Raw genomic sequence first — 25,648 nt, 5'->3', positions numbered from 1 at the left:
AAACATGGCTCGGCGACAAGGCCTTCTCAACTCTGCGAGCAGCCACCTCAACCGGGGTTCCTCCGGAAGGCACTCCTCCGGTTCCGGCAGGGTTGGCAAGACCCTGGGCGGGCTCTACCTCTCGCAGCTCATCCCTGCGCTCCTTCTTGTCGTCTATGGCGTGGTGGTAATCTGGTCGGCTTCCCTCACGATTCCCGAGGCGAACTTCCCCAGGCACCTCGTGGGTATTGCGATGGGTCTCGTAGGCGCCGTGCTCTTGTGGCGCTATGACTATAGGAACCTCCAGGGCATGACGCGCGTGCTCTTCATCGTCGCGTGCGTTCTCATGATTGCGCCAAAGGTTCCCGGCCTGAGCTACTCGGCGAAAGGCATCACGGGTTGGGTTAAGGTTCCGGGCATCGGCATCACCTTCCAGCCGTCGGAGCTTGCCAAGCTCGTGGTCATCTACCTCATGGCGGCGCTCGGTGCCCAGTACAACGGCAAGATCGAGTCGCTTCGCGACTACGTGCGGCTCTGCGCGATTCTCCTCGTGCCCTTCGGCCTGATCCTTCTCCAGCCAGACCTGGGTACTGGCCTGGTGCTTCTGGTGTTTGGCGCGACCATCATCATCTGCGCGGGGGCCAAGCGCAGCTGGGTTCTTGTGACCATAGCGCTGATTGTTGTTGGCGCGACTGCCATCATCGTGACGTCGATGCTCGACGGTTTCCCGCACATCCTGAAGACCTACCAGCTCAACCGCCTCATCGTGTTTGTCGACCCATCGGTTGACCCAACTAACAATGGCTACAACCTGCAACAGGCAAAAATCGCCGTGGGGTCCGGCGGGTTTTTCGGCAAGGGCATCGGTGGCGCCACGCAGGCGGGCAACGGCTTTCTTCCGGAGGCCCAGACCGACTTCGTCTTTGCCCTTCTCGCTGAGGAGTTCGGCTTTGTCGGCGGGGTCGTGCTGCTTGGGCTCTTCGCGTGGATGATTCTCTCGACGATAGTTCTTGGCATGCGCTGCGAGTCGATGTTCGGCAAGCTCGTCTGCGTGGGCTGCGCTGCCATGTGGACGTTTCAGGTGCTCGAGGAGGTAGGCATGTGCATGGGCATCATGCCCATCACAGGCATCCCGCTTCCGTTCATCAGCTATGGTGCGACCTCCATGATTGCGCAGCTCATGGCCGTGGGGATGGTACAGTCTGTGTGGAGGCACCGGCAGAAGTCCGCCTAGCGGCGGCCGGTCGTAAGGAGGATTATGGCGCGCAAGATTCCATGGGGAAAGATTCTCGAGGTCGCCGGGGCAGGCAAGGATGCTCGCGAGGGCGGCTCTGAGGCCGTGCGCCTGTGGGTGCGCATCTCTCCAGGCGCACCCCGTGGGCACGTCCTTGCTATCAAGGAAGCACTTGTTGCACGCGAGGCAACGGGCATCGTGGACGTCCGCCCCGTCGACGCCCCCGCGCCTGACGACGTGGCGCCAGACGCTCTGGTGGTTGTCTGTGGTGACCAGGCTGTTGCCGAGGCTGTGCTTGCTCGCGACGCCGCTCGACGTGGTGTCCCTGTAGCCCTTGTGGCGGAGTCCGCGGTCGAGGTCCCTGACGTCGAGCTTCCCGAGGAGGCCATGCCCTACCTGGAGGTCCTTGCGTGCGCCGATGCGCTTGCGCTTGTTCCGCGGCTGGGTACCTGGCTCGTAGGCGCCACGGATAAGGGGCTGGCGCTGGCGGCGAACTTCCCCTTCTGCCGTCCCGCCGAGGTCGATGCCCTGGTGCGTCGCTGCGCCATGGAGAACGCCGCCGTGGGGGCCGTGACCCTCATCCCCGGCTCCGACATGGCTGTCATGACCGCCAACCAGGCTAAGCTTGCCCTCGACATCGCTGTTGCCTACGGGCGCGGGCTAGACCCTTGGCGAGCCGTTGAGCTTGCTGGCGTGGTAGGTGCCGGTTTTGGCTACCGTGCGCTCGCTCGCGCTGTCTCCCAGGCCGTTCCCGGCCTTGGCTGGGTCTTCAAGGGTGCCATGGGCTATGTGGGGACCGTGGCCACTGCCCGCGCCCTGCAGGTTCGCTTTGACTTCGAGGACGGCTCGCTCCGCCCACATGGCGAGGAGCTTTCCCGGCAGGCACCGGCGCGTCACCTCGAGCTTCCCCGGAAGTCTGGGGATGGTGTACGAAACCAGGGGTCTTCTCGCAAGGTGCGCGCGCATCGCGCGCCCGAGCCCTCGTACGTTGTGCTCGGCCCCGATGGCTCCGTGGGTAGGGGTGAGTAGTCGTGCGACAAGCCCGAGAGGACCTCTTCCGGCTCATCGAGCCCCTGCTTCCGCTCGTCGAGAAGCCCTCGCGGTACCTCGACCACGAGTGGGGTGCCGTTGAGGACCAGCCCGGCCCCTTCCATGCGTGTCTCGTCTACCCTGACACCTATGAGGTTGGCCAGCCAAACCTGGGTATCTCGATTCTCTACGACGCCCTTAACGCTGCCGACGGCATCTCCTGCGAGCGCTGCTACCTGCCCTGGCGTGACATGGCGGACCTCATGCGCGAGCGCCACGTGCCGCTTCTTGCCCTCGAGTCCGCTTCCCCCCTGGCCTCCTTCGACCTGGTGGGGTTCACGCTCGCCCACGAGCTCGTTGCCACGAACATTGTCGAGACGCTGGACCTTGCCGGCATCCCCGTCCGCGCGGCTGAGCGCGCCGAGGACGATGCCATAGTCATAGCGGGCGGTCCGTCCGTGTGGAACGCCGAGCCCCTCTCGCCCATGTTCGACGCCATTCTCCTGGGTGATGGCGAGGATGCCATTGTCGAGATGGCTGCCTGCGTGAGGAACTCCCGCGCCGCTGGGGCTTCTCGCGAGGATGTCCTTCTCGCGCTCTCGCGCATCCAGGGCGTCTACGTTCCGTCGCTCTACGACGTGGTTGTTGATGAGACTTCCACGCGATGGGGCTATGCCGTGCCGAGACCCGGCACCGGTGCCCCCGAGGTTGTCCTCAAGCGCTGCGTTTCTGACTTTGCGTCGACTCCCGCCTGTGCCGAGCACATTGTGCCCTACATGGGCATTATCCAGGACCGCCTTGCCATCGAGGTCCTGCGCGGCTGCGCGCGTGGGTGTCGCTTCTGCCAGGCGGGCATGACGTACCGCCCGGTTCGAGAGCGCCCCATGGACCAGGTGGTGGAGGCCAGCGAGCGGGGCCTCGCCGAGACGGGCTACGACGAGCTTTCCCTCACGTCGCTCTCGACCACAGACCACTCGCAGTGCGCCCCCATGCTCTACGAGCTCGACAAGCGCCTTGCCGGCCGGGGGATTCGCGTATCTATTCCCTCCCAGCGCCTCGACTCCTTTGGCGTGGACATGGCGAACGCCGCCTCTGGCTCCAAGCGCGGCGGCCTCACCTTTGCTCCCGAGGCGGGCACGCAGCGCCTGCGTGACGTTATCAACAAGAACGTAACCGAGGAGGACCTCGAGCGCGCCGCGAGAAATGCCTTCGAGCATGGCTGGCGCCGCGTCAAGCTCTACTTCATGATGGGGCTCCCCACCGAGACGGACGAGGATATCCTGGCGATACCCGCTGCCACGCACCGCGTGCTTGAGATTGGCCGGGAGATAGTGGGACGCGGCAAGAAGAGCAAGGTGCAGGTCTCGGCATCCGTTGCCGTCTTTGTGCCAAAGGCGTATACCCCGTTCCAGTGGGCGGGACAGCTTGAGGTGGGAGAAGTCGAGCGTCGTGCGCGGCTTCTTCTTGGCGCCAACACCGACCGTGACGTGAAGATCTCCTATCACGATCCCAGGACCTCCCTTGTGGAGGGGGCGCTCTCCAAGATGGGGCGCGCGGGCTTTGACCTCGTGCTGGCCGCATGGCGTCGTGGCTGCCGCTTCGATGCGTGGACGAGCGAGTTTGACTACGATGCCTGGGAGGCGGCTGCGGAGGAGCTTGGCTATGACCTGCCCTCCATTGCGTCTGAGGGGTTCCCACTCGACGCAAGGCTTCCATGGGACCATACCTCTCCTGGGGTCTCGAAGGGCTTCCTCCAGCGCGAGTGGCGGCGCGCTGCCCAGGGTGTCACCACGCCGGACTGCACGCGCGAGACCTGCGTTGGGTGTGGCGTGTGTCCCACACTTGGCGTCGATAACGTTATCTGGGGTGAGCGCGCATGATCAATACCGTCGCCATCACCAACAGCAAGCTCAACCAGTACCGGCTGCGCGTGCGCTACCGCAAGGACGGCAGGCTTGCGCACCTGGGGCACCTCGAGGTTATCAACACCATCAATAGGAGCGTTCGTCGCTCGGCGCTGCCCTTTGCCGTGGGCAATGGATTCGCGCGCCGCATGCGCCTGCAGTTCTCGCAGGCGCTCCCCGTTGGAGCGGCGTCGCTGGGGGAGTACTTCGACCTCTACCTTACCGAGGAGGTGGCACCCGAGGACGCCCTCGAGAGGCTCGTGAAGTCGAGCCCCAGTCTCCTTGAGCCAGTCGCCGCCTCGTATGTCTCCTACGACCTACCCGCCCTCGAGGCCTGGCTCACGCGCTCCATGTGGAGCGTTGACATTATTGACGGTACGAGCGTCGAGGCAATCACTCGCGGCATCCGCGCCGTGCGCGAGCGTGGCGTCCTCACCTATATGCGCGGCGAGAAGGAGAAGCGCATCGACCTTGGCCGAACGCTTGCCTCCTTCGAGGAAAAGCCCGTTGGTTCCGGCTTGCTCTTGGACTGCCGCTCCACGGAGGAGGGTTCTCTTAGGCCGGCTGTGCTCATTGCTGCCGCCGCACAGGAGGTGGGCCTTCCCATGCCGGCGATTTCCGTGTGCAGGCTTGGCCAGCGGCACGTTGATGAAGATGGGAGTCTTGTGGAGCCAATGTAGCTGCTCTATCACAGGGCTCCATGGAGGATAGACTTACTAAGGTTGTGCGGAAAAGCGCCAGACCTCGGTCACCCGATTCAGTTTCCCTTGCGGCGCTGCAGGTCAAGGCGATTTTTCGTTGACGGTTTTCCGCGCGGCTAGTAAGATAACTTACTGTTGCACTCACGCCAGCAATGAAGGGTTACACACATGTACGCAATCGTAGCAACTGGTGGCAAGCAGTATAAGGTTGCCAAGGGCGACGTCCTCGACGTCGAGAAGCTCGACGCGCAGCCTGGCGATTCGGTCCAGCTCGACGTTCTCCTCCTGAACGACGGCGAGAAGACAATCGTTGACCCTGCCGCCCTCGAGGACAAGAAGGTCACTGCCGAGGTCGTCGACCAGCACAAGGGCGAGAAGGTTCTCGTCTTCAAGTTCAAGAAGCGTAAGCGCTACCACCGCACCAAGGGTCACCGTCAGAACCTCACCAAGCTGAGGATCTCCGAGCTCCCCACCGCGTAGCCTCACCCACTCCATCCACTTCAGATAGGCAGGTAGCACTATGGCACACAAGAAAGGCCTCGGCTCGTCTCGCAACGGCCGCGACTCGCACGCGCAGCGTCTTGGCGTGAAGATCTACGGCGGTCAGGCAATCAAGACCGGCCAGATTATCGTTCGTCAGCGTGGCACCCACATCACCCCCGGCGAGAACGTCGGTCGTGGCAAGGATGACACCCTCTTCGCCCTCGCCGATGGCGTCGTGCAGTTCAAGAAGGGCACGAAGCACGTCGTCAACGTCGTCACCGAGTAGCGGCGCGCACCATAGACCAGATTGGGCCCCGCTTCGGCGGGGCCCGTTTCATATCGCGCTTCGTGCGCATCCCCTGTGAGTTGCCGTACCATCAGGGGCAACCAAGGAGGAAACCGTGGTCACATTCACAGACCTGTCTCACATCAACGTAAAGGGCGGCGACGGCGGCGCGGGATGCATGTCGTTCCGACGCGAGGCCTATGTTCCCAAGGGCGGCCCGGATGGCGGTGACGGCGGACACGGCGGCGACGTGATTGTCGAGGCGGACCCGCAGCTCTCGTCGCTTATCGACTATCGCTACAAGCATCACTTCAAGGCCGAGCGTGGCACGCACGGCCAAGGCAAGCGCATGCACGGGAAGGATGGCGCAGACCTCGTGCTTCGCGTGCCCCTGGGCACCGTCGTGCGCGAGCTTGATCCGGCAACGCAGAAGCCTGCGTATCAGATTGCCGACCTCACCCGTCCCGGCGAGCGCGTTGTTGTTGCCCCGGGTGGCATGGGTGGCCTTGGCAACACGCACTTCGTGACTTCCGTTCGCCGAGCGCCTGCATTTGCCGAGAAGGGCGAACCTGCCCAGGAGCACTGGATTGAGCTCGAGATGAAGCTCATGGCCGACGCCGCCCTTGTTGGCATGCCTTCGGTGGGGAAGAGCTCCATCATCGCGCGCATCTCGGCCGCTCGCCCCAAGATTGCCGAGTACCCCTTCACGACGCTCGTTCCAAACCTTGGCGTGGCCCGTGCTCGTGACGGCCGCTCCTTCGTCTGCGCTGACGTCCCCGGCCTCATCGAGGGCGCATCCGAAGGCAAGGGCCTTGGCCACGAGTTCCTGCGCCACATCGAGCGCACGGCGCTCATCCTGCACGTGGTTGACGTGACAGGCGGATTTGAGGGCAGAGACGCCGTCGAGGACTACCGCACCACCAACGCAGAGCTGGCGGCATACGCCTCCGAGCTTGCCGAGCGCCCACAGATCGTGGTCGCCAACAAGTGCGATATGCCTGGAACCGAGGATGCCGTGAGTGCGCTCCGCGAGGCCGCCGAGGCGGACGGGCACACGTTCCACGCTATCTCGGCCGTCACGGGAGAGGGTATCGACGCCCTGGTGAGCGATACGGCAGATGCCGTTGCCAAGCTGCGGGCTTCGGCACCCGCACCCACGGGCGAGGCTGCAGAGGCCTCCGCGCAGTGGGAGCGCCGCCGCCAGCAGCGCGACCGCACGATGTCGGTCAAGCGCGAGGGCGCCCACGTGTGGCGCGTGAGCGGCGCCGCCATCGAGCGCATGGTCATCCAGACCGACTGGGATAACGATGAGGCCGTGGCGTACCTGCAGCATCGCTTTGAGCGCTCGGGCCTCGATGACCGCCTTGAGAAGGCAGGTTGCGTGCCCGGCGATGAGGTGCGTATCCTCGAGCTTGCCTTCACCTACGAGGGCGAGCCCACCAAGGACGACTACGCCGAGCTTGCCGAAGACGAGCCTGACGTGCGAGACGACGGGGGCGACCAGTGATGTCCAAGGCGCCTTCGCTCGTCGTGGCCAAGGTAGGCTCGTCCACCCTCGTGGACGAGCGCGGTGCGCTCGACCGCGCCTTCATACGCTCGCTCTGCGACCAGGTGGTAGAGCTTGCGCATGAGGGGACGCACGTGGTTCTCGTCTCGTCTGGCGCCGCTGCTGCGGGCCGAGACGAGCTGGGGCTTGCCGAGCGGCCTTCGGACATCATGACGCTCCAGGCATGCGCCGCAGCTGGACAGGCCAAGCTTACCGAGGCGTACGCAGACGTCCTTGCCGAGCGCGGCATTCCCTGCGGGCAGGTCTTGCTCACGCGTCGTGATGTTGTCGACCGCGAGGCGTACCTCAATGCGCGCAACACTCTCATACGCCTCATCGAGCTTGGGGCCATGCCCGTGGTCAACGAGAACGATACGGTCTCCGTTGCGGAGTTTGCCTTTGGCGACAACGACATGCTCGGGGCCATTGTGGCGGGTCTTGTCTCGGCAGACCTCTACGTGATTCTTTCGGATGTCGACGGTCTCTACACGGCCAACCCCCAGACTGACCCCACGGCCAAGCTCATAGGCCGTGTAAGTGAGGTCGACGGTCGCGTTTCTTCCATAGCGGGGGGTGCGGGCACCAGCTATGGGACCGGTGGGATGGCTTCGAAGGTGCGTGCTGCCCGTGCCATGCTCGCTGCCGGCATCCCCACGATCATCTGCCGGGGCCGTCGCGAGCATGCGCTTGTTGATGCCGCCCATGGTGTGGACGTTGGCACGCGGTTCGAGGCCAGCAGCAAGGAGACCCCGCACGAGCTGGGCCGCAAGCTCTGGATTGGCCTCGCCGAGGTTGTGCGTGGCACGCTTGTTCTGGATGATGGCGCCGCCCGCGCCGTCACCGAGCGGGGCGCCTCGGTCCTTCCCGTTGGCGTGGTCGAGACTCGTGGAACCTACGCCGCCGGAGACGTGGTGGACGTTCGCGACCTTAACGGCACGCTGCTGGGGAGAGGGGCCGTGCGCTACTCGTCAGACGACATGTCACGCGTCCGTGGCCTCAAGCTCGACGTGGTTGCCCGGTTCTTGGGCGCAGATGCGGCTCAGCCCGCGATCCATCGCGACGAGCTGCTGGTGTTCTAGCATGAGACAAAGGGACAGTCCCTTTGTCTCATGCCTTACGACCGGTGTCCATGCCAACCACGTGCTGCTAGGATAGGCATAGCTAACCGGTCTTCGAAGGGAGCAACCCAATGTCTGAGGCTCGTACCAAGGCGTCGCTTGCGCGCGCTGCCTCGCATGCGCTTGGACAGGCCGCTGCGGCCAAGAGGTCCGCTGCCATTGCCGCTGCTGCACGCCTCATCCGCGAGCGCACGGATTCCATTGTGGTGGCCAACGGCCACGACATGGACCGTTCTCGCACTGCGGGCATGCCGGCGCCCCTGCTCGACAGGCTCATGCTCGACGCCGGGCGACTCGATGGCATCGCTTCCTCGCTTGAGGAGATCGCCCGGCAGGAAGATCCGCTTGGTCGTGTGAGCTGGGGTAGGACCCTCGACTCCGGGGTGCGCGTGGAGCGGCTCTCGGTGCCCATGGGCGTCGTTGCCATGATTTACGAAGCACGACCCAACGTCACGGCCGATGCCTTCGGCCTCTGCATCCGTTCCGGCAACGCCTGCGTCCTCAAGGGCGGGTCGGCTGCCAGGGAGTCCTGCATGGCGCTTGCGGCCTGCTGCAGGGATGCACTTGTCGAGTGCGGCCTTCCCGCAGATGCCGTGCAATACGTGGATGATGACGCCGAACACACCCAGACCTCCGAGCTCGTGCACGCTACGGGTCTTGTCGACGTGCTCATCCCGCGCGGGGGAGCTTCGCTCATCCGCTACTGTGTAGAGAACGCCACGGTCCCCGTGATTGAGACCGGCACCGGCAACTGCCATATCTACCTGCATCGAGATGCAGATGTCGAGAAGGCCGTGAACATCGTCGTCAATGCCAAGTGCTCACGGCCCGGCGTCTGCAACGCCGCGGAGTCACTTCTCGTCGACGCTTGTGCTGCCGAGAAGCTCCTCCCGCCCGTCCTCATGGCCCTCCACGCGCATGGTGTGGAGCTTGTGGGCGACGAGCTAGCCCGCAAGGTTGCTGCCAGTGCCCAGGTTCCCATGGCTGCGGCGACCGAGGACGACTGGGGCAGGGAATACCTTGACCTCAAGATGAGCGTGAAGTGCGTAGAGGACGTTGTCGAGGCAATCGAACACGTCAACCGTTACGGCACGGGTCACTCCGAGGCTATCGTGAGCGACTCCTATGAGGCCTGCGAGACGTTTCTCGCCGGTGTGGACGCCGCCGTGGTCTACGCCAACGCGTCCACCCGCTTTACGGACGGCGGTGTCTTTGGACTCGGCGGCGAGATAGGCATCTCGACCCAGAAGCTGCACGCCCGCGGCCCCATGGGAGCCTCCGCCCTCACCACCACCAAGTACGTCGTGCGCGGGGACGGACAGGTACGATGAGCGTTGACGCAACCGCCCTCAGGGAACGCGACCTGCCAGTTCTTGGTGTCGATGACGGCCGTACCTACCGGCTTGGCATCATGGGTGGCACCTTCGACCCCATCCACAACGGGCACCTTGTTGCTGCCGAGCAGGCCTTCGACGACCTTGACCTCGACCTTGTCGTCTTCATGCCTGCCGGGCATCCCGCCTTCAAGCAGGATCGCAACGTGAGCTCGGGCGAGGACCGCTATGCCATGACGCTGCTCGCCACGGCAGACAACCCCCACTTTGTTGCCTCGCGTTTCGAGGTGGACCGAGAGGGCATCACCTACACGGCCGATACGCTGCGCCTCCTGCGTTCGCTCTACCCCGAGAACGTCGAGTTCTACTTCATCACTGGTGCCGATGCCATCACCGAGATTGTCAAGTGGCGAGACGCGCAGGACATCGCCCGCCTCGCGCACCTGGTCGCTGCGACGCGCCCGGGCTACGACCTTGATCGCGCCTGGGATGCCATTGACGCCTCCGGGCTTGCCTTCGACGTGACGTACCTCTCGGTTCCCGCGCTTGCCATCTCGTCTAGCCACCTAAGGGAGCGGGTCAAGGCTGGACAGAGCCTACGCTACCTCACCCCCGATCCGGTGACGGGCTACCTCCACAAGCATGGTCTCTACGGCACGTCCACCAACCGGTATGGGCACACCTCCGAGGTGGTCGCGTGACAGGTTACAAGGGCGTTATCGACCATGCCGAGCCGGACTACACCACAGGTCAGCGCACGCTCATCGCACGTCTTGAGGCCGACCTCAAGGTCCAGCTTGCGCACAAGCAGCATCGCCTTGCGCACTCGCTCTCGGTTGCCTCCTGCGCCGAGGGGCTTGCGCTTCTCTATGGGGTAGACCCCTACGAGGCCCGCCTGGCAGGAATACTCCATGACTGGGAGAAGGCGCTCGACGGCGAGAAGATCATTTCTCGCTCGCGCGAGCTTGGGATTGACATGGGGGTTGACCTTGAGCTCGTTGCCCCGCTGCTTCACGGGATCGTGGCTGCGCGCGAGCTGCCCGCCCGCTACCCAGAGGTTCCGCCGGCGGTGTGGCATGCCGTCGAGGTCCACACGACCGCCGCAGCCCAGATGAGCCCCCTGGACATGGTGCTCTTCGTGGCAGACGGCATCGAGCCGCTCCGCCCCAAGACGCCCGGCATCGAGGCCTCGCGTGCGCTCGTGGGAGAGGTATCGCTAGAAGACCTCTTTTGGGAATCTTTTGTCGGCGGCATTATCTACGTGCTCAAAGGCTCGAGGTATCTCTGGCCGGGTACCATCGATACGTACAATCGACTGGCCGCGTCGCGTAATCGCGCCGGGGCTCGATAGGGGAGAACATGGCAATCACACCGTATGAAATCGCACGGGTCGCAAGCATGGCCGCCGACTCAAAGAAGGCACAGGACATCGTCGTCCTTGACCTCACGGCTAAGACGGACGTCTGCGACTACTTCGTGATTTGTTCGGCAACAAGCAATCCGCAGACCGACGCCATTGTCGACGAGGTGCGCGAGAAGGTTCGTGCCAACTGCGGCGTCTCTGTCATCTCGACCGAGGGGCGCGAGGGCAGGAACTGGGTGCTCATCGACTTTGGCAGCGTTGTCGTGCACGTCTTCAAACCCGAGACGCGTGACTTCTATCGACTTGAGAAGCTCTGGGGCGACGCTCCGGAGGTTGACATGAACCTGGAGGGAGAGGACAACTCGGAGGAGGGCGAGTAGCCCATACGTCCGGCAGTGCCTCGTGCTGGCTTTTGGCCGCCCTCGTGCCGTCAAGTTCCTTTTCCCTAACATAATTTCAGCATCGTTAACGCGTGGGTCTGCTGTGTGTTCAGCGCGACCACCATCCCTATGCGTCTGAACGTCTGTGCTATTTTTCCGGGAAACCAAAGGCCAGGCATTCCCATTGCCACGACTTTGGCTACTGGCACGGACTTTGGGTCTAACGCGAAGGGATGGTCATCATGAAGAGTTTTACCGAGCAAACCTTCAGCCGCCGTCAGTTTGTCAAGCTGGGAGGTGGCAGTGCCGTAGCGCTTGTACTTGCCGGTTGTGCCAGCAGCGGCGGTAGTGGCACCAGCTCCGATGCCAGCGCAAGCGACGGCTCCTCTTCCAATGCGGCTGCCATCAAGCCGGGCTTCATTACCCTGCATGACGAGAACTCCACGTATGACCTCAACTTCATCAACGCCGCCAAAGAGGCGTGCAAGGAGCTGGGCATTAGCGAAGACACCTACATGATCAAGACTAACGTCCCGGAGGGGCAGGAGTGCTACAACGCGGCGGCGGAGCTTGCCGACGCTGGCTGCAACATCATTTTCGCGGACTCCTTTGGTCACGAGGACTACATGATTCAGGCGGCAAAGGAGTTCCCCGACATCCAGTTCTGCCACTCTACCGGTACCAAGGCGCACACCGAGGGCCTCGATAACTACCACAACGCCTTTGCCTCCATCTATGAGGGCCGCTACCTTGCGGGCGTTGCTGCAGGCATGAAGCTCAACGAGATGATCGACTCCGGAAAGATTACCGCCGACCAGGCCAAGATGGGCTATGTGGGCGCCTATACGTATGCAGAGGTCATCTCCGGCTACACCTCCTTCTACCTCGGCGCCAAGTCGGTTTGCCCCTCCGTTACCATGGAGGTCACCTTCACGGGCTCCTGGTACGACGAGACCGCCGAGAAGGAGGGTGCGACCAAGCTTATCAACGATGGCTGCGTCCTCATCTCCCAGCACGCAGACTCCATGGGCGCTCCTACCGCCTGCGAGAACGCGGACGTACCAGACGTTTCCTACAACGGCAGCACCCAGGACGCCTGCCCCAACACCTACATCATCTCGTCGCGCATCAACTGGGTCCCGTACTACAAGTACGCCATCCAGGCTGTGAAGGATGGCTCTTCCATCGATACCGACTGGACGGGCACTCTCTCTACGGGTTCCGTCGAGCTCACCGACCTCAACACCTCCGTCGCCGCCCAGGGCACCCAGGACAAGCTTGACGAGGTCAAGGGCAAGCTTGAGGACGGCAGCGTGCACGTCTTTGACACCTCCACCTTTACAGTCAAGGGAGCAAAGCTCGATTCCTACATGGCGGACGTTGACACCGATGCCAACTACACCGCAGATACCGAGGCTGTCTCTGACGGGTACTTCCACGAGTCCGAGTACCGCTCGGCGCCATACTTCGATGTTCAGATTGATGGTATCGAGCTTCTGGATACCGCCTTCTAATCGGTCACATCTCAGCGTGGACGGCCTCCGACAGTATCGGAGGCCGTCCCTCTTTGACGCGGTCAACACCTTCGAGTGATGGGAAATCCCGTGGCAAAAAAGCAACCAGCCGTGCGGATGAGACACATCAGCAAGTCCTTTGGTCAAGTCAAGGCAAACAGCGACGTTGACCTCGACATCTATGGAGGCGAGATCCTGGCGCTTCTCGGTGAGAACGGAAGTGGCAAGACCACGCTCATGAACATGCTCTCTGGCATCTACTTCCCGGATGCGGGGCAAATCGAGATTCAGGGTACGCCTGCTACCATTGCTTCCCCCAAGGATGCCTTCGAGCATGGCATTGGCATGGTCCACCAGCACTTCCGGCTTGTGAACGTGTTCTCGGCCACCGAGAATATCGTTCTTGGCCTGAACGACGGGGGTGCGTTCGACCTCAAGGCAGCTGCAAGCAAGATAAGAGACATCTGTGACACGTATGGCTTTGACGTTGACCCTGACCAGAAGGTCTACGAGATGAGCGTGTCTCAGAAGCAGACCGTCGAGATCGTCAAGCTCATCTATCGCGGCGCCGACATCTTGATCCTGGACGAGCCGACCGCCGTGCTCACCCCGCAAGAGACCGAGAGACTCTTCGCCGTCCTTCGCAACATGCGCAACGACGGCAAGGCCATCGTCATCATCACGCACAAGCTCCATGAGGTCGAGGAGATAAGCGACCGCGTGGTGGTGCTCCGTAAGGGCAAAAACGCAGGCGAGATGATTACGGCCGAGTCCTCTGCGCAGCAGATGACCAACATGATGGTGGGCCACCAGGTGACGCTTAACATCGAGCGGCCCGCGCCCGTGGACCCTACAGAGCGCATCCGCGTGAAGGGGCTCAGCGTGAGGGATGCCGAGGGCGTCCTGAAGCTCGATGACGTTTCCTTCTCGGCCTACGGCGGAGAGGTGCTAGGCATTGCGGGCATCTCGAACAGCGGCCAGAAGGAGCTGCTCGAGGCAATCGCGGGTCTCCAGGCCGTCGAGTCTGGCAGCATTGAGTACCTTGGCAATGACGGGAAGGCCCTGGAGCTTACGGGCAAGGACCCCTACCAGATCTCCAGGATGGGCGTGGCCCTCTCGTTTGTCCCGGAGGACCGACTGGGCATGGGGCTTGTGGGCAGCATGAGCATCACCGACAACATGTTGCTGCGCTCCTTCCGCGACGGTACGTCCATCTTTGCGGACCGCAAGGCCCCACGCGAGCTTGCCGAGAAGGTCGTCGCCGAGCTTGAGGTCGACACACCGGGGGTCGATACCGCCGTGCGCCGGCTCTCGGGAGGAAACGTCCAGAAGGTCCTGGTGGGACGCGAGATCTCTTCCTCGCCAAGCGTGCTTCTCTGCGCCTATGCCGTGCGCGGCCTGGACGTCAACTCCTCCTACCTCATCTACGACCTCATCAACAGGCAAAAGCAGGCTGGCGTGGCCGTGGTGTACGCAGGTGAGGACCTCGACGTCCTTCTCGAGCTGTGCGACAAGATCTTGGTCCTGTGCGGCGGCAAGGTCAGCGGCATCGTTGACGCGAAGTCAACCACCAAGAACGAAGTCGGCCTCATGATGACGAAGCTCAAGGGAGGCGAGGCGGCATGATACACATCACGAAACGAAAGGAGATGCCCCTCCCTCAGGCAATGGCCATCCGGCTGCTCTCGGTCATTCTGGCGCTGGTGATCTGCGGCGTCATTACCACGATCTTAACCGGGCTCAACCCCATCGACGTTTACGTGACGTTCTTCAATGGCACCTTTGGGTCTGCACGCAAGGTCTGGATTCTGCTGCAGGAGATCGCCATTCTCCTGTGCGTCTCGCTTGCCCTAACACCCGCCTTCAAGATGAAGTTTTGGAACCTGGGCGGTGAGGGGCAGGTACTCATGGGCGCCCTTGCCACGGCGGCGTGCATGATTGTTCTTGGTGACAAGGTTCCCAATGCCCTGCTCATCCTCTGCATGGTTGTGTCCGCCGTTGTCGCCGGAGCCGTGTGGGGACTCATTCCCGCTCTCTTCAAGGCGAAGTGGAATACAAACGAAACCCTGTTCACACTCATGATGAACTACGTGGCAATGCAGCTTGTTGCCTACTTCATCATCGTGTGGGAGGTGCCAAAGGGCTCGGGCAAGATCGGCATCATCAACCAGTCCACCGAGGCCGGTTGGCTTCCTCAAATTGGCAGCTACAAGTACCTGCTCAATGTCATCCTAGTGGCCATCATTACTATCTTGATGTATGTCTACCTCAAGTACACCAAGCACGGCTACGAGATCTCGGTGGTGGGGGAGTCAACCAACACCGCTCGCTACGTAGGCATCAACGTTCCCAAGGTCATCATACGCACCATGCTGCTCTCGGGCGCCATTTGCGGCTTTGCTGGGTTGCTTTTGGTTGGCGGAACGGATCACACCCTCACCACCACCATTGCGAACAGCCGTGGTTTCACGGGTGTCATGGTCGCCTGGCTCGCCAAGTTCAATCCGTTCTCGATGATCGCCAGCTCGTTCCTCCTGGTTTTCATGGAGCGCGGCGCCAGTGAGATTTCGACCATCTACACCCTCAACCAGAGCTTTGCCGACATCCTCACGGGCATCATCCTGTTCTTCATCATTGGCAGCGAGTTCTTCATCACCTATAAGGTCAACTTCACCAGGAAGACGGAGGAGGTCGAGAAGACAGATGCTTGATCTGGTCGCGTTCATCCCTCGGGCCATTGCCCAGAGCATCCCGCTTCTCTACGGCAGCACAGGCGAGATCATCACCGAGAAGTCCGGTAACCTCAACCTTGGCATTCCTGGCGTCATGTACGTTGGGGGCATCTGCGGCGTCATTGGCTCGTTTCTTTATGAACATAGCTTCGAGGACCCAACCCAGATGAACGCCGCGCTTGGCATCTTGATTCCTATGGCGTGCTGCCTCGTGGGGTCGCTCCTGATGGGGCTTCTCTACTGCTTCCTCACCGTCACCCTGCGCGCGAACCAAAACGTCACAGGCCTTGCCATGACGACCTTTGGCGTTGGCTTTGGCAACTTCTTTGGCGGCTCGCTCATCAAGCTCGCCGGCGCCGACGTTCCCTCGATTGCCCTCTCTACCACGTCTGGCCTCTTCAGGACCACGCTTCCCTTTGCGGATTCGCTTGGCGTATTTGGCCAGATGCTTCTCTCGTTTGGCTTTCTTGCCTACGTAGCCATCGCCATAGCGCTGGTGTCGTCACACGTGCTTGGCCATACTCGGGTTGGCTTGCAGCTCCGTGCGGTGGGCGAGGACCCGGCCACCGCTGACGCGGCCGGCATCGACATCACGCGCTACAAGTTCACAGCCACCTGCCTTGGCTGCATGATAGCTGGGCTTGGAGGCCTCTATTACGTGATGGACTACGCCAACGGCGTCTGGTCGAACGATGCATTTGGCGACCGTGGCTGGCTGGCCATTGCGCTGGTCATCTTCACTATCTGGCGCCCCAACGTGAGCATTTTTGCGTCAATCCTCTTTGGTGGCCTCTACATCCTCTACCTCTTCATCCCCACAGGTACGGACCTTGCGGTCAAGGAGCTGTACAAGATGCTTCCCTATGTGGTGACCATCGTGGTGCTCGTCTTCACGAGCATGCGCAACAAGCGCGAGAGCCAACCACCGGAAAGCCTTGGCCTGCCGTACTTCCGAGAAGACCGCTAGTCTACGGATACGAGGGGCTTTCGCAGGGGAGCCCCTCGATTTTCGTTTGGGCTGCCCGGCGCTACGCGTCGTTCTTGCCCATGGGGGCTGTGCCCGTGGTGTGGTCGCGGAATCGCAGGTCCCGCCCATAGCTCACGGCGTCGTCGCCAAAGCGGTCACGCAGGGCGTCGGTGAGCTTTGCGAGAGATGCCTGGTCACGGTGGTGGCTTCCGCTGTCTTCAGTCACCTCGTCGAAGAGGCCCATCTGCTGGCCGCGCCCGTCCGAGAAGTCGGAAATCCCAACGCCAACCAGGCGCACGGGGGTTCCCTCGTGCCAGAGGCCACGCAGCAGGTCTACGGCAACGGGGCCAAAGACGTGCTCGTCGTTGGTGGGCGAGGGGAGCTGCCGCTGTGCCGTGCGCACGTGGAGGTCGGCATAGCGCAGTTTGAGGGTCACGGTGCTTCCCTCGAGCCCCTTGCGCCGCAGCCTTCTCCCCGTCATGGCAGCTATGTGGAGCACCGCCGCGCGCACCTCGTCGCCGCGGGTGAGGTCGTGGTCGAAGGTCCTCTCGTTCGAGACGGACTTGACCTCCTCGGGCATGGCGCGCTCCGTCACGTGACTCGTCTCGAGGCCGGCGGCGCGCTCAACCAGCCGTGGGCCAGTTACGCCAAGCGCTGCCCTCAGCTCGCTGGTGCTTGCCCGCGCCAAATCGCCCAGCGTGTGGATTCCCATGGTGGCAAGCCGCTTCTCGGTTGCGGGTCCCACGCCGCTCATGGCGCCTACGGGAAGTGGTGCCAGAAACGATGCCTGGGTCCCCGGGAAGACAACCGTAAGGCCGCGCGGCTTGTCTCTCTCGGAGGCAATCTTCGCGACGGTCTTGTTGACGCCGAGGCCAATGGAGCAGCTCACCCCAAGCGCCGCCACACGGGTCTGCACGCGACGGCATATCTCGATGGGATTCTCGCGCGAGAAGCGCCCGGGAGTCACGTCGAAGAAGGCCTCGTCGATCGAGACCTGTTCCACAAGCGGCGTCTCGGCCAGGAGTATGTCCATGACGGCGGAACTCATCTCGCGGTAGCGCGCGAAGTTCCCCTGCGTCCAGATGGCCTGGGGACAGAGCCTTCTGGCCTGTGCCGACGGCATGGCGGAGTGGACCCCGTAGCGCCTCGCCTCGTATGAAGCCGTGGAGACAACGCCTCTATGATCGGCGGAGCCTCCTACGATTACAGGGAGCCCCCGCCATTCGGGATGGTCGAGCTGCTCGACCGACGCGAAGAATGCGTCGAGGTCGAGAAGACCGATAGCCGGACCGTCCCACTCGAGGATGTCATGCGCGTTATCTGCCATGCCCCGATTATAGGGTGACGGTGAAGGTGGTGCCCTCCTCGGCGGTGCTCTTTGCACAGATGGAGCCACCGTGGGCGTCAATGATGCCCTTGCAGATGGCAAGCCCCAGCCCAAAGCCTCCGGTCTCCTCGCGGCTGCGTGCCTTGTCGGAGCGATAGAAGCGGTCGAAGATGTGCTCGAGGTCATCGGGGTCCATGGGGGCACTCGCGTTGTTCACGGTCAGCACTGCGTGCTTGTCCGGCTTTGTGAGTCGCACGCGGACAACCGTCCCCTTTGTGGCGTACTTGGTCGCGTTGTCTACAAGAGTGCGCACCGCTCGTGCGAGCTGGGTGCGGTCAGCCTGGATGTGGATCCCTGGCGCTATGTCGCTCTCGATGGAACATCCGCGCTCGTACGCCACGCCATCGAACTCGATTGCGCACTCGTCTACCAGCTCGGAGAGGTCTACGTCTTCCATGGCAAGGACGCGCTTTGCCCCGTCCGCCTGGGCCTCGTCGGTGCGGGCAAGAGTAAGCAGGTCCTCAACGAGCGCCTTCATGTGGGTGGCCTCGTCGTTGGTGCTCTCGATCCACGCGCGCGTGTCTGGTGGCACGTGCTTGTCGTCGAGAAGAATCTGCGTGTTGGCAAGAATGACGGCAAGGGGAGTCTTGAGCTCGTGCGACGCGTCGGACACAAAGCGGCGCTGAGAATCCCATGACTTCTGGATGGGCTTCATGATCCACGATGAGAGAATCCAAACAATGACAAAGAGCGCCGCCATAGCCGCGAGGACAATCACGACGTCTGTCACGGTCTGCCGCGCAAGCGCGGCATCGACGTACTGGGTGTCTACAATAGATATTCGCCAGCCCGTTTCATTCTGCATGCGCATCCACGAGAGATGCAGGGCCGCATCGTGCCCTGAGTCCTCGCTCGAGGAAAGCACCTCGGCGATTATCTGGGTGAGAACATCAGGGTCTATGTAGTAGGAGCTCTTCGCGATGATGGTGCCGTCTTCCGACACGTCGGCAGAGAGCGTGAGCCAGTTGGGGCCATGCCCATCGTCCTGGTCCCCAAAGTGCGGCTTGAAGTCGAGGTCCCCCGTGAGTCCGTGGGTCAAGGCCGAGTACACCATATTGGATTGGTTCATGTAGCTGCTCACGAGCGCGGAACCAAGGGCAACCACAAGAACCAACCCGACAAGGGACATGGTAATGACGACAAACTCCCTGCGAAGCTTTTGCAGCATCCGGGGCACCTCCCAAAAAAGGTCCTCAGCCTGCCGCTAGTCCTCGAAGAGCTCCAGCCTGTAGCCAAGCATCCTGAGCGTTGTGATCTGGACCTTGGAGCCAACGTGGGCGAGCTTCTTACGCAGGAACGAGATGTAGGCCTCGACGGAGTTCTCGGAGGCCTCGGCGTCGGCGCCCCAGACTCTCGTGAGAAGGTCCTGCTTAGAGATCACGCGTGAGGATGCGCTCATGAGCATGCGCATGAGCTCGAACTCCTTGCCGGAGAGGTGAATCTTCTTCTCGCCGCACGAGAGGTCGTGCGTGGTGAGGTCGAGGGTCAGGTCGGCAAACTTGATCTCGTCGATCATGACTTCGCCCTTGCGGCGGGTGATGGCGCGCAGGCGGGCGAGAAGCTCCTGGGCCTCGAAGGGCTTCGTCATGTAGTCATCAGCGCCAGAGTCAAGGCCCTCGACCTTGTCCTCGGTGGAGTTGAGCGCCGTAAGCATGAGCACGGGGGTCGAGATGTTGGCGTGGCGCAGCTCGTGGACCACGTCATAGCCGTTTATGCCCGGAAGCATCACGTCGAGCACGATGGCATCATAGAGGCCACTCTTTGCGCTCGTGAGGCCGGACGTGCCATCATAGACGGCCTCGGCGTTGTAGCCTGCGTCGGAGAGAATACGGACAATGGCGTCGGCGAGGTTTCGCTCGTCTTCGACAACGAGTACGTTCATGAGAGTTCCTCCTTTAATTGCGTCTTCCCAGCACAATCGTACGTTGTGAGTCTTAAATCCCACTTAAACGCAAAGATGATGCAGTGCATAACGGCACGGTTCACAAAATCTGCAACTTGCGCATATGCCGCGTGGGCGTAGAATGTCTAGTTGCTATGTGGCTATGCGGTGCAGCCATGACACTACACCAGGGCACCGCTCGTATGGAGGAGTTTTCATTGGCAGTTAAGATTCGTCTGGCCCGTCACGGTGCCAAGAAGCGTCCGTACTATCGCATTGTCGTCGCTGACAGCCACATGCCTCGCGATGGCCGTTACATTGAGCAGGTGGGCCGTTACAACCCCCTGACCAACCCCAAGACCATCGAGATTGACCTCGAGAAGGTTGACGCCTGGGTCTCCAAGGGCGCCCAGCCCACCAACTCCGTCTCCCACCTCATCGACGTTGTCCGCAACGGCCAGCCCGTCGTCGAGAAGAAGACCAAGATCTCCAAGAAGGCCGCTGCCAAGGCTGCCAAGGCGGCCGAGGAGGCTGCTGAGGCTGCTGCCGAGTAGGGGCACCTCTATGGAAGACACCATTAACGACGAGGTCGACGAGGAGCAGGAGATGCCCTCCGACAAGGTGGCAGACCTTGTCGAGTACATCGTCTGCGGGCTTGTCGATGATGAGGGCGCAGTCTCGCTTGACGTCACCGATAGCGACGAGGGCTCCCTCATCGAGGTCACGTGTGCCGAGGAGGATGCCGGCCGCGTGATTGGCCGTAAGGGCCGCACGATAAAAGCAATCCGCACCCTCGCGCGTGCCCTTGGCCAGCGCGTGGGGACCTCTGTCGAGGTCGAGGTCGTAGGCTAGGCAACCTTGCGGGATCGCTATAGAGTCATAGCCCGTGTCGAGAAGTCGCACGGTAGAACGGGGGAGGTCGTGACGGTTGCCGTTCACGGCCTTCCCCCTCTTGTTCGCGAGGGCCTCGAGGTCTTCGTGGTGCCTCCTCGTCTCAAGGGGCCAAGGTCCTTCATGGTCACGCATGTCACCGAGGGCGCTCGCGGGCAGCTGGTCTCGCTCTCGGGCGTAACGGGTATCGACCAGGCAGACGGTCTTCGCGGCCGCTACCTTCTTGCCCGCGAGAAGGACCTGCCTGATGATGTGGCGCTCCACGACGCTGAGGCGCTCTTTGGTCGCGAGGTTTGTGACAAGAGCCTCGGCTACCTCGGCACGATCGAGGAGGTCATGGTCGGGCCCGCCAATGATGTCTGGGTTGTTGAGGGTCCGTTCGGCGAGGTCCTCCTGCCCGTCGTGGAAGACGTGGTCGCTGGGGTACCGGACGATGGTCCCATCGCTGTCTGCGTGCCCGCTGGGCTGATCGACGGGGGTGGGGACCAGTGATTGTCGAGACACTCTCGGTATTCCCAGGCGTCTTCTCGTCTTACCTCGACGCATCGATTATGGGTCGTGCCCAGGCGAAGGGCATCTTCTCGTTCGAGGCGTACGACCTTCGTGACTGGACGCACGACCGGCACCGCACGGTTGACGACGCCCCCTTTGGGGGAGGGCAGGGCATGCTCATGAAGCCAGCCCCCATCTTCGAAGCCGTCCGCGACATCTCACAGCGCGGAGCGTGCGCCCCGCATGTGGTGTTCTTCTCGCCTTGCGGGCATCGCTTTGACGAGACCGTGGCAGAGCGTCTTTCTCGCGAGGAGCGGCTGCTCTTTGTCTGTGGTCGCTACGAGGGTATGGACGAGCGCGTCTACGGTCTTGCGGACGATGTCCTCTCCCTGGGAGATTACGTCCTTACCGGCGGCGAGCTCCCCGCGCTTGTCGTTATCGATGCCGTGGTTCGTCTCCTTCCTGGTGCGCTTGGGGACGAGATGAGTGCGCGCGACGAGTCTTTCTCGGATGGCCTTCTGGAGTACGCACAGTACACACGGCCGGCGGACTATGATGGGCTACGTGTGCCGGAGGTCCTTCTCTCCGGTGACCACGGCGCGGTGAACGCATGGCGCAGGAGAAGCGCCATCGAGCGCACCGCTCTCTGGCGTCCCGACCTGCTTGACGGGGCTCATCTCTCCGACGAGGAGTGGGAGTTCGCTCGCCAGGTGATGGGGGAGAGCCGCGGAGGGTCGGCTGGCAACGGGTGTTCTGCAACGGAAGGCGAATAGCATGGCCAAGGGCAAGGCAGCAAAGGATAAGAAGGGCGGCATTCTCGACGTCGTCGTTACCATCCTCGTGGCACTTGGCGTCGCGCTGCTCCTTCGCACCTTTGTGGTGGGAGTCTATGAGGTCCCCTCGGGCTCCATGCTCGAGACCATTCAGGAGGGTGACCTGCTTCTAGGCGAGAAGGTCACCCTTAACTGGGAGTCTCCCAAGGCGGGTGATGTCGTGACGTTCGAGAGCCCGCGCGAGCCCGGCACCACGCTCGTGAAGCGCGTCATTGCAGTTGCTGGCCAGACCGTCGACCTGCGTGACGGCAGCGTCTACGTGGATGGCGTCCAGCTCGATGAGTCCTCCTACACCCTGGGCAAACCCAGCTACTCGCTCTCGGACCAGGCTGGCTCGGCGGGGATTAGCTACCCGTACACCATCCCAGACGGATACATCTGGGTCATGGGCGACAACCGTACCAACTCCCTCGACTCGCGCTACTTTGGCCCGGTGAGGGTGAGCTCGGTGACGTCGAAGATACTCTGCATCTATTGGCCGATTTCCGACGTAAAGGCCCTCTAGCGGCCGCGTTGGCGTCTCCTCCCGGAGGAAGGACGGAAATGAGCGAAAGTCCGCTAACGTTCCAAGACATGATTCTTGCCCTCGAGCACTACTGGGCCGACAAGGGCTGCACTGTGATGCAGCCTTACGACTCTGAGGTGGGTGCGGGAACGTTCCACACGGCCACCCTCCTGCGCTCGCTTGGGCCGGCCGCCTGGCGTACCTGCTATCCGCAGCCCTGCCGTCGTCCCGCTGACGGCCGCTATGGAGAGAACCCCAACCGCCTGCAGCACTACTACCAGTTCCAGGTGCTCCTCAAGCCCTCTCCGGTGGATTCCCAGGACCTCTACCTGGGCTCGCTCGCCGCAATTGGCCTGGATCCCGCTGAGCACGACGTCCGCTTCGTCGAGGACGACTGGGAGAGCCCCACGCTGGGCGCCTGGGGCCTTGGCTGGGAGGTGTGGATGGACGGCATGGAGGTCACGCAGTTCACCTACTTCCAGCAGGTCGGCGGCATCGAGGTAGACCCCGTCCCGGTCGAGATTACCTATGGCCTCGAGCGCATTGCCATGTACGCCCAGGGAGTGAACTCGGTCTACGACATTGTCTGGAGCTACCTGCCAGATGGCACCCCCATGACCTACGGCGACGTCTTCCTCGAGAACGAGCGCGAGTTCTCTGCGTACAACTTCGAGGTCGCCAACGTTGACCTCATGCGCGAGAAGTTCGACGAGTATGAGGCAGAGTGCCATTCCTGCCTCGACGCCCACCTGCCGCTTCCCGCCTATGACTGCGTCATGAAGTGCAGTCATGCGTTCAACCTGCTCGACTCCCGCGGTGCCATCTCCGCCACGGAGCGTGCCAACTACATCCTGCGCGTCCGCACCGTCGCCAAGGACTGCTGCGAGGCCTACCTCGCCGAGGTCGCTGGCAAGAAGGATGCCGCAACCAAGAAGGGGGAGGTGGCCTAGATGGCAGAGACAAGGGACTTCCTGCTCGAGATTGGCTGCGAGGAGATGCCGTCCGCTCCGCTCAACCATGCGGTTGTGCAGCTCGGCGAGCTGGTGCGCAAGGGGCTGGACGAAGCCGGCCTTGCGCATGGCAAGGTCGAGACCCATCAGTCGCCGAGAAGGCTCGTGGCCTACGTCCATGACGTGGCTCTCGCCACCGAGGAGCTCAACGAGGTCAAGCGTGGGCCGGCCGCCAGTATCGCCTTTGACGCCGATGGCGCCCCCACCAAGGCCGCCCAGGGATTTGCCCGCAAGTTTGGCGTCGAAGCCTCCCAGCTTGCGCGCCGCGTCGATTCCGATGGTCGCGAGTACGTCTTTGCCGAGAAGCACGTGGACGCCCGTCCCGCCACGCCCATCCTCTCTGCCCTTTCCGAGCAGGTCATTGGCTCTATCGAATGGCCCAACTACAGGAGTCAGCGCTGGGGTTCCGAGCACCAGACCTTCGTGCGTCCCATCCGCTGGATCTGCGCTCTTCTCGGTTCTGACGTCGTGCCCGTGAGGTACGCCGACGTCACGAGCGCTGGCACCACGCGTGGGCATCGTGTCCTCGGCGCCGGTGACCACAAGGTCGAGAGCCCCGCAGTCTATGCCGACGTGCTGCGCGAGAATGGCGTTTTGCTCGAGGACGAGCGCCGTGCCGCCATCCTCGACGGCGTTCGCAAGGTCGAGGCCGAGCGTCCCGGCTGCCACGTCGACACCCCCAAGCGCACGCTTGACGAGGTCGTGAACCTCTGCGAGTGGCCCACGGTTTTGGTGGGCACCTTCGACGAGGAGTTCCTCAAGGTACCGCATGAGATCATCTGCGAGTCAATGCTCTCCAACCAGCGCTACTTCCCCGTCTATGACGCCGAGGGCAACCTTACGCGCGAGTTCGTCGTGGTCTCAAATGCAGATCCCAAGGTCTCCGCGACCGTTGTCGACGGCAACGAGCGCGTCGTGCGCGCCCGCCTCGACGACGCCAAGTTCTTCTATGAGGAGGACCTGAAGGTCCCCATGGACGAGTTTGTCGAGCGCCTTGGCACCGTCGTGTTCCAGGAGAAGCTCGGCACCGTTCGCCAGAAGGTCACGCGTATGGAGGTGCTTGCCGAGGCCGTGGCAAAGGCTGCGGGTGCTGACGAGCGCACCTGCGACCTTGCCAAGCGAGCTGCGCACCTTGCAAAGGCCGACCTTGTCAGCCAAGCCGTGGTAGAGTTCACCAACCAGCAGGGCGTCATGGGCGGCTACTACGCCAAGGCTGCCGGGGAGCCCCAGGAAGTCTGCGACGCCATCCGCGAGCACTATCGTCCCCGTTTTGCCGGCGATGAGCTCCCGTCTGGCCTCGTTGGTAAGTGCGTGGCAATCGCGGACAAGCTCGACACCGTGTGCGGCATCTTCGCTATCGACGAGCCGCCCACTGGCTCCTCAGACCCCTTCGCCGTGCGTCGCGCGGCCATCGGCGTGATTGCCATGCTGCGCACGCTTCCCGCAGTGCACCTGCGTCCGCTCATCGAGCTTGCGCTTGCGTCCTATGCTGCGCAGGGCATCGAGTTTGATGCCGATGCGGTCGCCTCGTCCGTTGCCTCCTTCTTCCAGGGTCGCCTTGCGGCCATCGCCAAGGACGAGGGAATCGCGCCCGATGCCATTGAGGCCGTGGGTGCCGTTGGTGTCATCGACCCTGAGGAGTTCATCCGCCGCGCCGCGGCTCTTGACCGTGCGCGCTCCGAGAGCCCGGAGCTCTTCGAGGACCTTGCGACGGCGTATGCCCGCGCAGCTCACCTCGCTAACGCTTCGCTCGGCACCACGGTTGACGCCGGCGTTCTCGGTGATGCCGAGAAGTCGCTTCTCGCCGCCTGCGAGGAGGGCGAGAAGGCCGTTTCGGCTGCCCTCGCTGCCGGTGACTTCGACGCCGCCTGCGAGGCTCTGGCGGGCCTCCGTGGCCCCATCGATCGATTCTTCACCGACGTCCTCGTGATGGACCCCGATCCGGCGGTGAGGGACAACCGTCTTCGACTTCTCAACCGTTTCGCAGGCGTCTTTGGTGACGTCGCCGATATTGGTGCACTTTCGAAGCGAAAGTAGGGTAAGAGCGGTTACACTTGCTGCAACGTCCCCGCACGATT

At 62.5% G+C, this 25,648-nt stretch carries 26 protein-coding genes; 23 read left to right on the top strand and 3 right to left on the bottom strand.

Going from position 1 to position 25,648, the window contains the following annotated elements; all coding sequences use genetic code 11:
* The first annotated feature begins 4 nt into the window (after positions 1 to 4).
* The 16 genes from BMX94_RS00725 (at position 5) to BMX94_RS00650 (ending at position 16,570) form a co-directional block, all read left to right on the top strand.
* A complete protein-coding gene (locus tag BMX94_RS00725; RefSeq protein ID WP_502685905.1) occupies positions 5 to 1,213 on the top strand; it encodes an FtsW/RodA/SpoVE family cell cycle protein in 1,209 nt (402 codons plus the stop codon).
* Between the two features lie 24 nt (positions 1,214 to 1,237).
* A complete protein-coding gene (locus BMX94_RS00720; protein WP_091002425.1) occupies positions 1,238 to 2,242 on the top strand; it encodes a DUF697 domain-containing protein in 1,005 nt (334 codons plus the stop codon).
* Positions 2,243 to 2,244: 2 nt separating this feature from the next.
* Positions 2,245 to 4,122, top strand: coding sequence for a TIGR03960 family B12-binding radical SAM protein (locus tag BMX94_RS00715; protein ID WP_091002423.1), 1,878 nt, complete (start codon positions 2,245 to 2,247; stop codon positions 4,120 to 4,122).
* Positions 4,119 to 4,826: a TIGR03936 family radical SAM-associated protein gene (locus tag BMX94_RS00710; RefSeq protein ID WP_091002421.1), complete on the top strand. Its 708-nt coding sequence runs from the start codon at positions 4,119 to 4,121 to the stop codon at positions 4,824 to 4,826. The genes BMX94_RS00715 and BMX94_RS00710 overlap by 4 nt, the downstream gene beginning before the upstream one ends.
* Before the next feature lie 189 nt (positions 4,827 to 5,015).
* Positions 5,016 to 5,327 carry a 50S ribosomal protein L21 gene (rplU, locus tag BMX94_RS00705; RefSeq protein WP_042089376.1) on the top strand — a complete coding sequence of 104 codons (312 nt, stop codon included), beginning with the start codon at positions 5,016 to 5,018 and terminating at the stop codon, positions 5,325 to 5,327.
* Between the two features lie 40 nt (positions 5,328 to 5,367).
* Positions 5,368 to 5,616, top strand: a complete 249-nt coding sequence (gene rpmA / locus BMX94_RS00700; RefSeq protein ID WP_059054493.1) for a 50S ribosomal protein L27 — start codon at positions 5,368 to 5,370, stop codon at positions 5,614 to 5,616.
* Between the two features lie 115 nt (positions 5,617 to 5,731).
* Positions 5,732 to 7,123 carry a GTPase ObgE gene (gene obgE, locus BMX94_RS00695; protein ID WP_091002419.1) on the top strand — a complete coding sequence of 464 codons (1,392 nt, stop codon included), beginning with the start codon at positions 5,732 to 5,734 and terminating at the stop codon, positions 7,121 to 7,123.
* Positions 7,123 to 8,241 (top strand): glutamate 5-kinase, encoded by a 1,119-nt coding sequence (proB, locus tag BMX94_RS00690; RefSeq protein WP_091002417.1) that lies wholly within the window; start codon positions 7,123 to 7,125, stop codon positions 8,239 to 8,241. The genes obgE and proB overlap by 1 nt, the downstream gene beginning before the upstream one ends.
* A 110-nt stretch (positions 8,242 to 8,351) precedes the next feature.
* On the top strand, positions 8,352 to 9,611 hold the full coding sequence (locus tag BMX94_RS00685) for a glutamate-5-semialdehyde dehydrogenase (protein WP_091002415.1): 1,260 nt from the start codon (positions 8,352 to 8,354) through the stop codon (positions 9,609 to 9,611).
* Positions 9,608 to 10,315: a nicotinate-nucleotide adenylyltransferase gene (gene nadD, locus BMX94_RS00680; RefSeq protein WP_091002413.1), complete on the top strand. Its 708-nt coding sequence runs from the start codon at positions 9,608 to 9,610 to the stop codon at positions 10,313 to 10,315. Before BMX94_RS00685 ends, nadD begins: the two co-directional genes overlap by 4 nt.
* Positions 10,312 to 10,965 (top strand): bis(5'-nucleosyl)-tetraphosphatase (symmetrical) YqeK, encoded by a 654-nt coding sequence (yqeK, locus tag BMX94_RS00675; RefSeq protein WP_286159968.1) that lies wholly within the window; start codon positions 10,312 to 10,314, stop codon positions 10,963 to 10,965. Before nadD ends, yqeK begins: the two co-directional genes overlap by 4 nt.
* An 8-nt stretch (positions 10,966 to 10,973) precedes the next feature.
* Positions 10,974 to 11,357: a ribosome silencing factor gene (rsfS, locus tag BMX94_RS00670; RefSeq protein ID WP_091002411.1), complete on the top strand. Its 384-nt coding sequence runs from the start codon at positions 10,974 to 10,976 to the stop codon at positions 11,355 to 11,357.
* A 242-nt stretch (positions 11,358 to 11,599) separates the two neighbouring features.
* Positions 11,600 to 12,871, top strand: coding sequence for a BMP family ABC transporter substrate-binding protein (locus BMX94_RS00665; RefSeq protein ID WP_091002851.1), 1,272 nt, complete (start codon positions 11,600 to 11,602; stop codon positions 12,869 to 12,871).
* A 117-nt stretch (positions 12,872 to 12,988) separates the two neighbouring features.
* Positions 12,989 to 14,497, top strand: a complete 1,509-nt coding sequence (locus tag BMX94_RS00660) for an ABC transporter ATP-binding protein (RefSeq protein WP_218138428.1) — start codon at positions 12,989 to 12,991, stop codon at positions 14,495 to 14,497.
* A complete protein-coding gene (locus tag BMX94_RS00655; protein ID WP_091002409.1) occupies positions 14,494 to 15,582 on the top strand; it encodes an ABC transporter permease in 1,089 nt (362 codons plus the stop codon). Before BMX94_RS00660 ends, BMX94_RS00655 begins: the two co-directional genes overlap by 4 nt.
* Positions 15,575 to 16,570 carry an ABC transporter permease gene (locus tag BMX94_RS00650; RefSeq protein ID WP_091002407.1) on the top strand — a complete coding sequence of 332 codons (996 nt, stop codon included), beginning with the start codon at positions 15,575 to 15,577 and terminating at the stop codon, positions 16,568 to 16,570. The genes BMX94_RS00655 and BMX94_RS00650 overlap by 8 nt, the downstream gene beginning before the upstream one ends.
* A gap of 61 nt (positions 16,571 to 16,631) precedes the next feature.
* Here the strand turns inward: BMX94_RS00650 and dinB are convergent, their stop codons facing one another.
* Genes dinB through BMX94_RS00635 form a run of 3 tightly spaced genes read right to left on the bottom strand, consistent with a single transcriptional unit; the run spans position 16,632 to position 19,839 of the window.
* Positions 16,632 to 17,897, bottom strand: coding sequence for a DNA polymerase IV (gene dinB / locus BMX94_RS00645; protein WP_091002405.1), 1,266 nt, complete (start codon positions 17,895 to 17,897; stop codon positions 16,632 to 16,634).
* A 7-nt stretch (positions 17,898 to 17,904) separates the two neighbouring features.
* Positions 17,905 to 19,125, bottom strand: a complete 1,221-nt coding sequence (locus BMX94_RS00640; protein ID WP_091002403.1) for a sensor histidine kinase — start codon at positions 19,123 to 19,125, stop codon at positions 17,905 to 17,907.
* Positions 19,126 to 19,161: 36 nt separating this feature from the next.
* Positions 19,162 to 19,839 carry a response regulator transcription factor gene (locus BMX94_RS00635; protein WP_091002401.1) on the bottom strand — a complete coding sequence of 226 codons (678 nt, stop codon included), beginning with the start codon at positions 19,837 to 19,839 and terminating at the stop codon, positions 19,162 to 19,164.
* Between the two features lie 218 nt (positions 19,840 to 20,057).
* Here BMX94_RS00635 and rpsP point away from each other — a divergent pair, with 218 nt between their 5' ends.
* The 7 genes from rpsP to glyS are packed head-to-tail and all read left to right on the top strand — an operon-like array spanning position 20,058 to position 25,607.
* Entirely contained in the window at positions 20,058 to 20,393 is a 336-nt protein-coding gene (rpsP, locus tag BMX94_RS00630; protein WP_091002399.1) for a 30S ribosomal protein S16, read from the top strand.
* A 10-nt stretch (positions 20,394 to 20,403) separates the two neighbouring features.
* The gene (locus BMX94_RS00625) at positions 20,404 to 20,691 is read left to right on the top strand and encodes a KH domain-containing protein (protein ID WP_032111817.1); all 288 of its coding nucleotides are present in this window, start codon (positions 20,404 to 20,406) and stop codon (positions 20,689 to 20,691) included.
* A gap of 6 nt (positions 20,692 to 20,697) precedes the next feature.
* Positions 20,698 to 21,222 carry a ribosome maturation factor RimM gene (locus tag BMX94_RS00620; RefSeq protein WP_091002397.1) on the top strand — a complete coding sequence of 175 codons (525 nt, stop codon included), beginning with the start codon at positions 20,698 to 20,700 and terminating at the stop codon, positions 21,220 to 21,222.
* Positions 21,219 to 21,995, top strand: coding sequence for a tRNA (guanosine(37)-N1)-methyltransferase TrmD (gene trmD / locus BMX94_RS00615; RefSeq protein ID WP_091002395.1), 777 nt, complete (start codon positions 21,219 to 21,221; stop codon positions 21,993 to 21,995). The genes BMX94_RS00620 and trmD overlap by 4 nt, the downstream gene beginning before the upstream one ends.
* A 1-nt stretch (position 21,996) precedes the next feature.
* Positions 21,997 to 22,560: a signal peptidase I gene (gene lepB / locus BMX94_RS00610; protein WP_091002393.1), complete on the top strand. Its 564-nt coding sequence runs from the start codon at positions 21,997 to 21,999 to the stop codon at positions 22,558 to 22,560.
* 38 nt (positions 22,561 to 22,598) lie between these two features.
* Entirely contained in the window at positions 22,599 to 23,510 is a 912-nt protein-coding gene (locus BMX94_RS00605; protein WP_091002391.1) for a glycine--tRNA ligase subunit alpha, read from the top strand.
* Entirely contained in the window at positions 23,511 to 25,607 is a 2,097-nt protein-coding gene (gene glyS / locus BMX94_RS00600; protein WP_091002389.1) for a glycine--tRNA ligase subunit beta, read from the top strand. It abuts the gene before it with no gap.
* The last annotated feature ends 41 nt before the right edge of the window (positions 25,608 to 25,648 follow it).

Origin of the sequence: Olsenella sp. KH3B4, assembly GCA_900111695.1 — a bacterium.
GTDB lineage: Bacteria > Actinomycetota > Coriobacteriia > Coriobacteriales > Atopobiaceae > Tractidigestivibacter.
This window is presented reverse-complemented; position numbering and strand designations above follow the sequence as displayed.

Excerpts from the sequence above, each read along its gene's own strand:
- BMX94_RS00725 (WP_502685905.1), top strand. The coding sequence starts at position 5 with ATGGCTCGGCGACAAGGCCTTCTCAACTCTGCGAGCAGCCACCTCAAC.
- BMX94_RS00720 (WP_091002425.1), top strand. The coding sequence starts at position 1,238 with ATGGCGCGCAAGATTCCATGGGGAAAGATTCTCGAGGTCGCCGGGGCA.
- BMX94_RS00710 (WP_091002421.1), top strand. The coding sequence starts at position 4,119 with ATGATCAATACCGTCGCCATCACCAACAGCAAGCTCAACCAGTACCGG.
- rplU (WP_042089376.1), top strand. The coding sequence starts at position 5,016 with ATGTACGCAATCGTAGCAACTGGTGGCAAGCAGTATAAGGTTGCCAAG.
- rpmA (WP_059054493.1), top strand. The coding sequence starts at position 5,368 with ATGGCACACAAGAAAGGCCTCGGCTCGTCTCGCAACGGCCGCGACTCG.
- proB (WP_091002417.1), top strand. The coding sequence starts at position 7,123 with ATGTCCAAGGCGCCTTCGCTCGTCGTGGCCAAGGTAGGCTCGTCCACC.
- BMX94_RS00685 (WP_091002415.1), top strand. The coding sequence starts at position 8,352 with ATGTCTGAGGCTCGTACCAAGGCGTCGCTTGCGCGCGCTGCCTCGCAT.
- nadD (WP_091002413.1), top strand. The coding sequence starts at position 9,608 with ATGAGCGTTGACGCAACCGCCCTCAGGGAACGCGACCTGCCAGTTCTT.
- rsfS (WP_091002411.1), top strand. The coding sequence starts at position 10,974 with ATGGCAATCACACCGTATGAAATCGCACGGGTCGCAAGCATGGCCGCC.
- BMX94_RS00665 (WP_091002851.1), top strand. The coding sequence starts at position 11,600 with ATGAAGAGTTTTACCGAGCAAACCTTCAGCCGCCGTCAGTTTGTCAAG.
- BMX94_RS00660 (WP_218138428.1), top strand. The coding sequence starts at position 12,989 with ATGAGACACATCAGCAAGTCCTTTGGTCAAGTCAAGGCAAACAGCGAC.
- BMX94_RS00655 (WP_091002409.1), top strand. The coding sequence starts at position 14,494 with ATGATACACATCACGAAACGAAAGGAGATGCCCCTCCCTCAGGCAATG.
- BMX94_RS00650 (WP_091002407.1), top strand. The coding sequence starts at position 15,575 with ATGCTTGATCTGGTCGCGTTCATCCCTCGGGCCATTGCCCAGAGCATC.
- dinB (WP_091002405.1), bottom strand. The coding sequence starts at position 17,897 with ATGGCAGATAACGCGCATGACATCCTCGAGTGGGACGGTCCGGCTATC.
- BMX94_RS00640 (WP_091002403.1), bottom strand. The coding sequence starts at position 19,125 with ATGCTGCAAAAGCTTCGCAGGGAGTTTGTCGTCATTACCATGTCCCTT.
- BMX94_RS00635 (WP_091002401.1), bottom strand. The coding sequence starts at position 19,839 with ATGAACGTACTCGTTGTCGAAGACGAGCGAAACCTCGCCGACGCCATT.
- BMX94_RS00625 (WP_032111817.1), top strand. The coding sequence starts at position 20,404 with ATGGAAGACACCATTAACGACGAGGTCGACGAGGAGCAGGAGATGCCC.
- lepB (WP_091002393.1), top strand. The coding sequence starts at position 21,997 with ATGGCCAAGGGCAAGGCAGCAAAGGATAAGAAGGGCGGCATTCTCGAC.
- BMX94_RS00605 (WP_091002391.1), top strand. The coding sequence starts at position 22,599 with ATGAGCGAAAGTCCGCTAACGTTCCAAGACATGATTCTTGCCCTCGAG.
- glyS (WP_091002389.1), top strand. The coding sequence starts at position 23,511 with ATGGCAGAGACAAGGGACTTCCTGCTCGAGATTGGCTGCGAGGAGATG.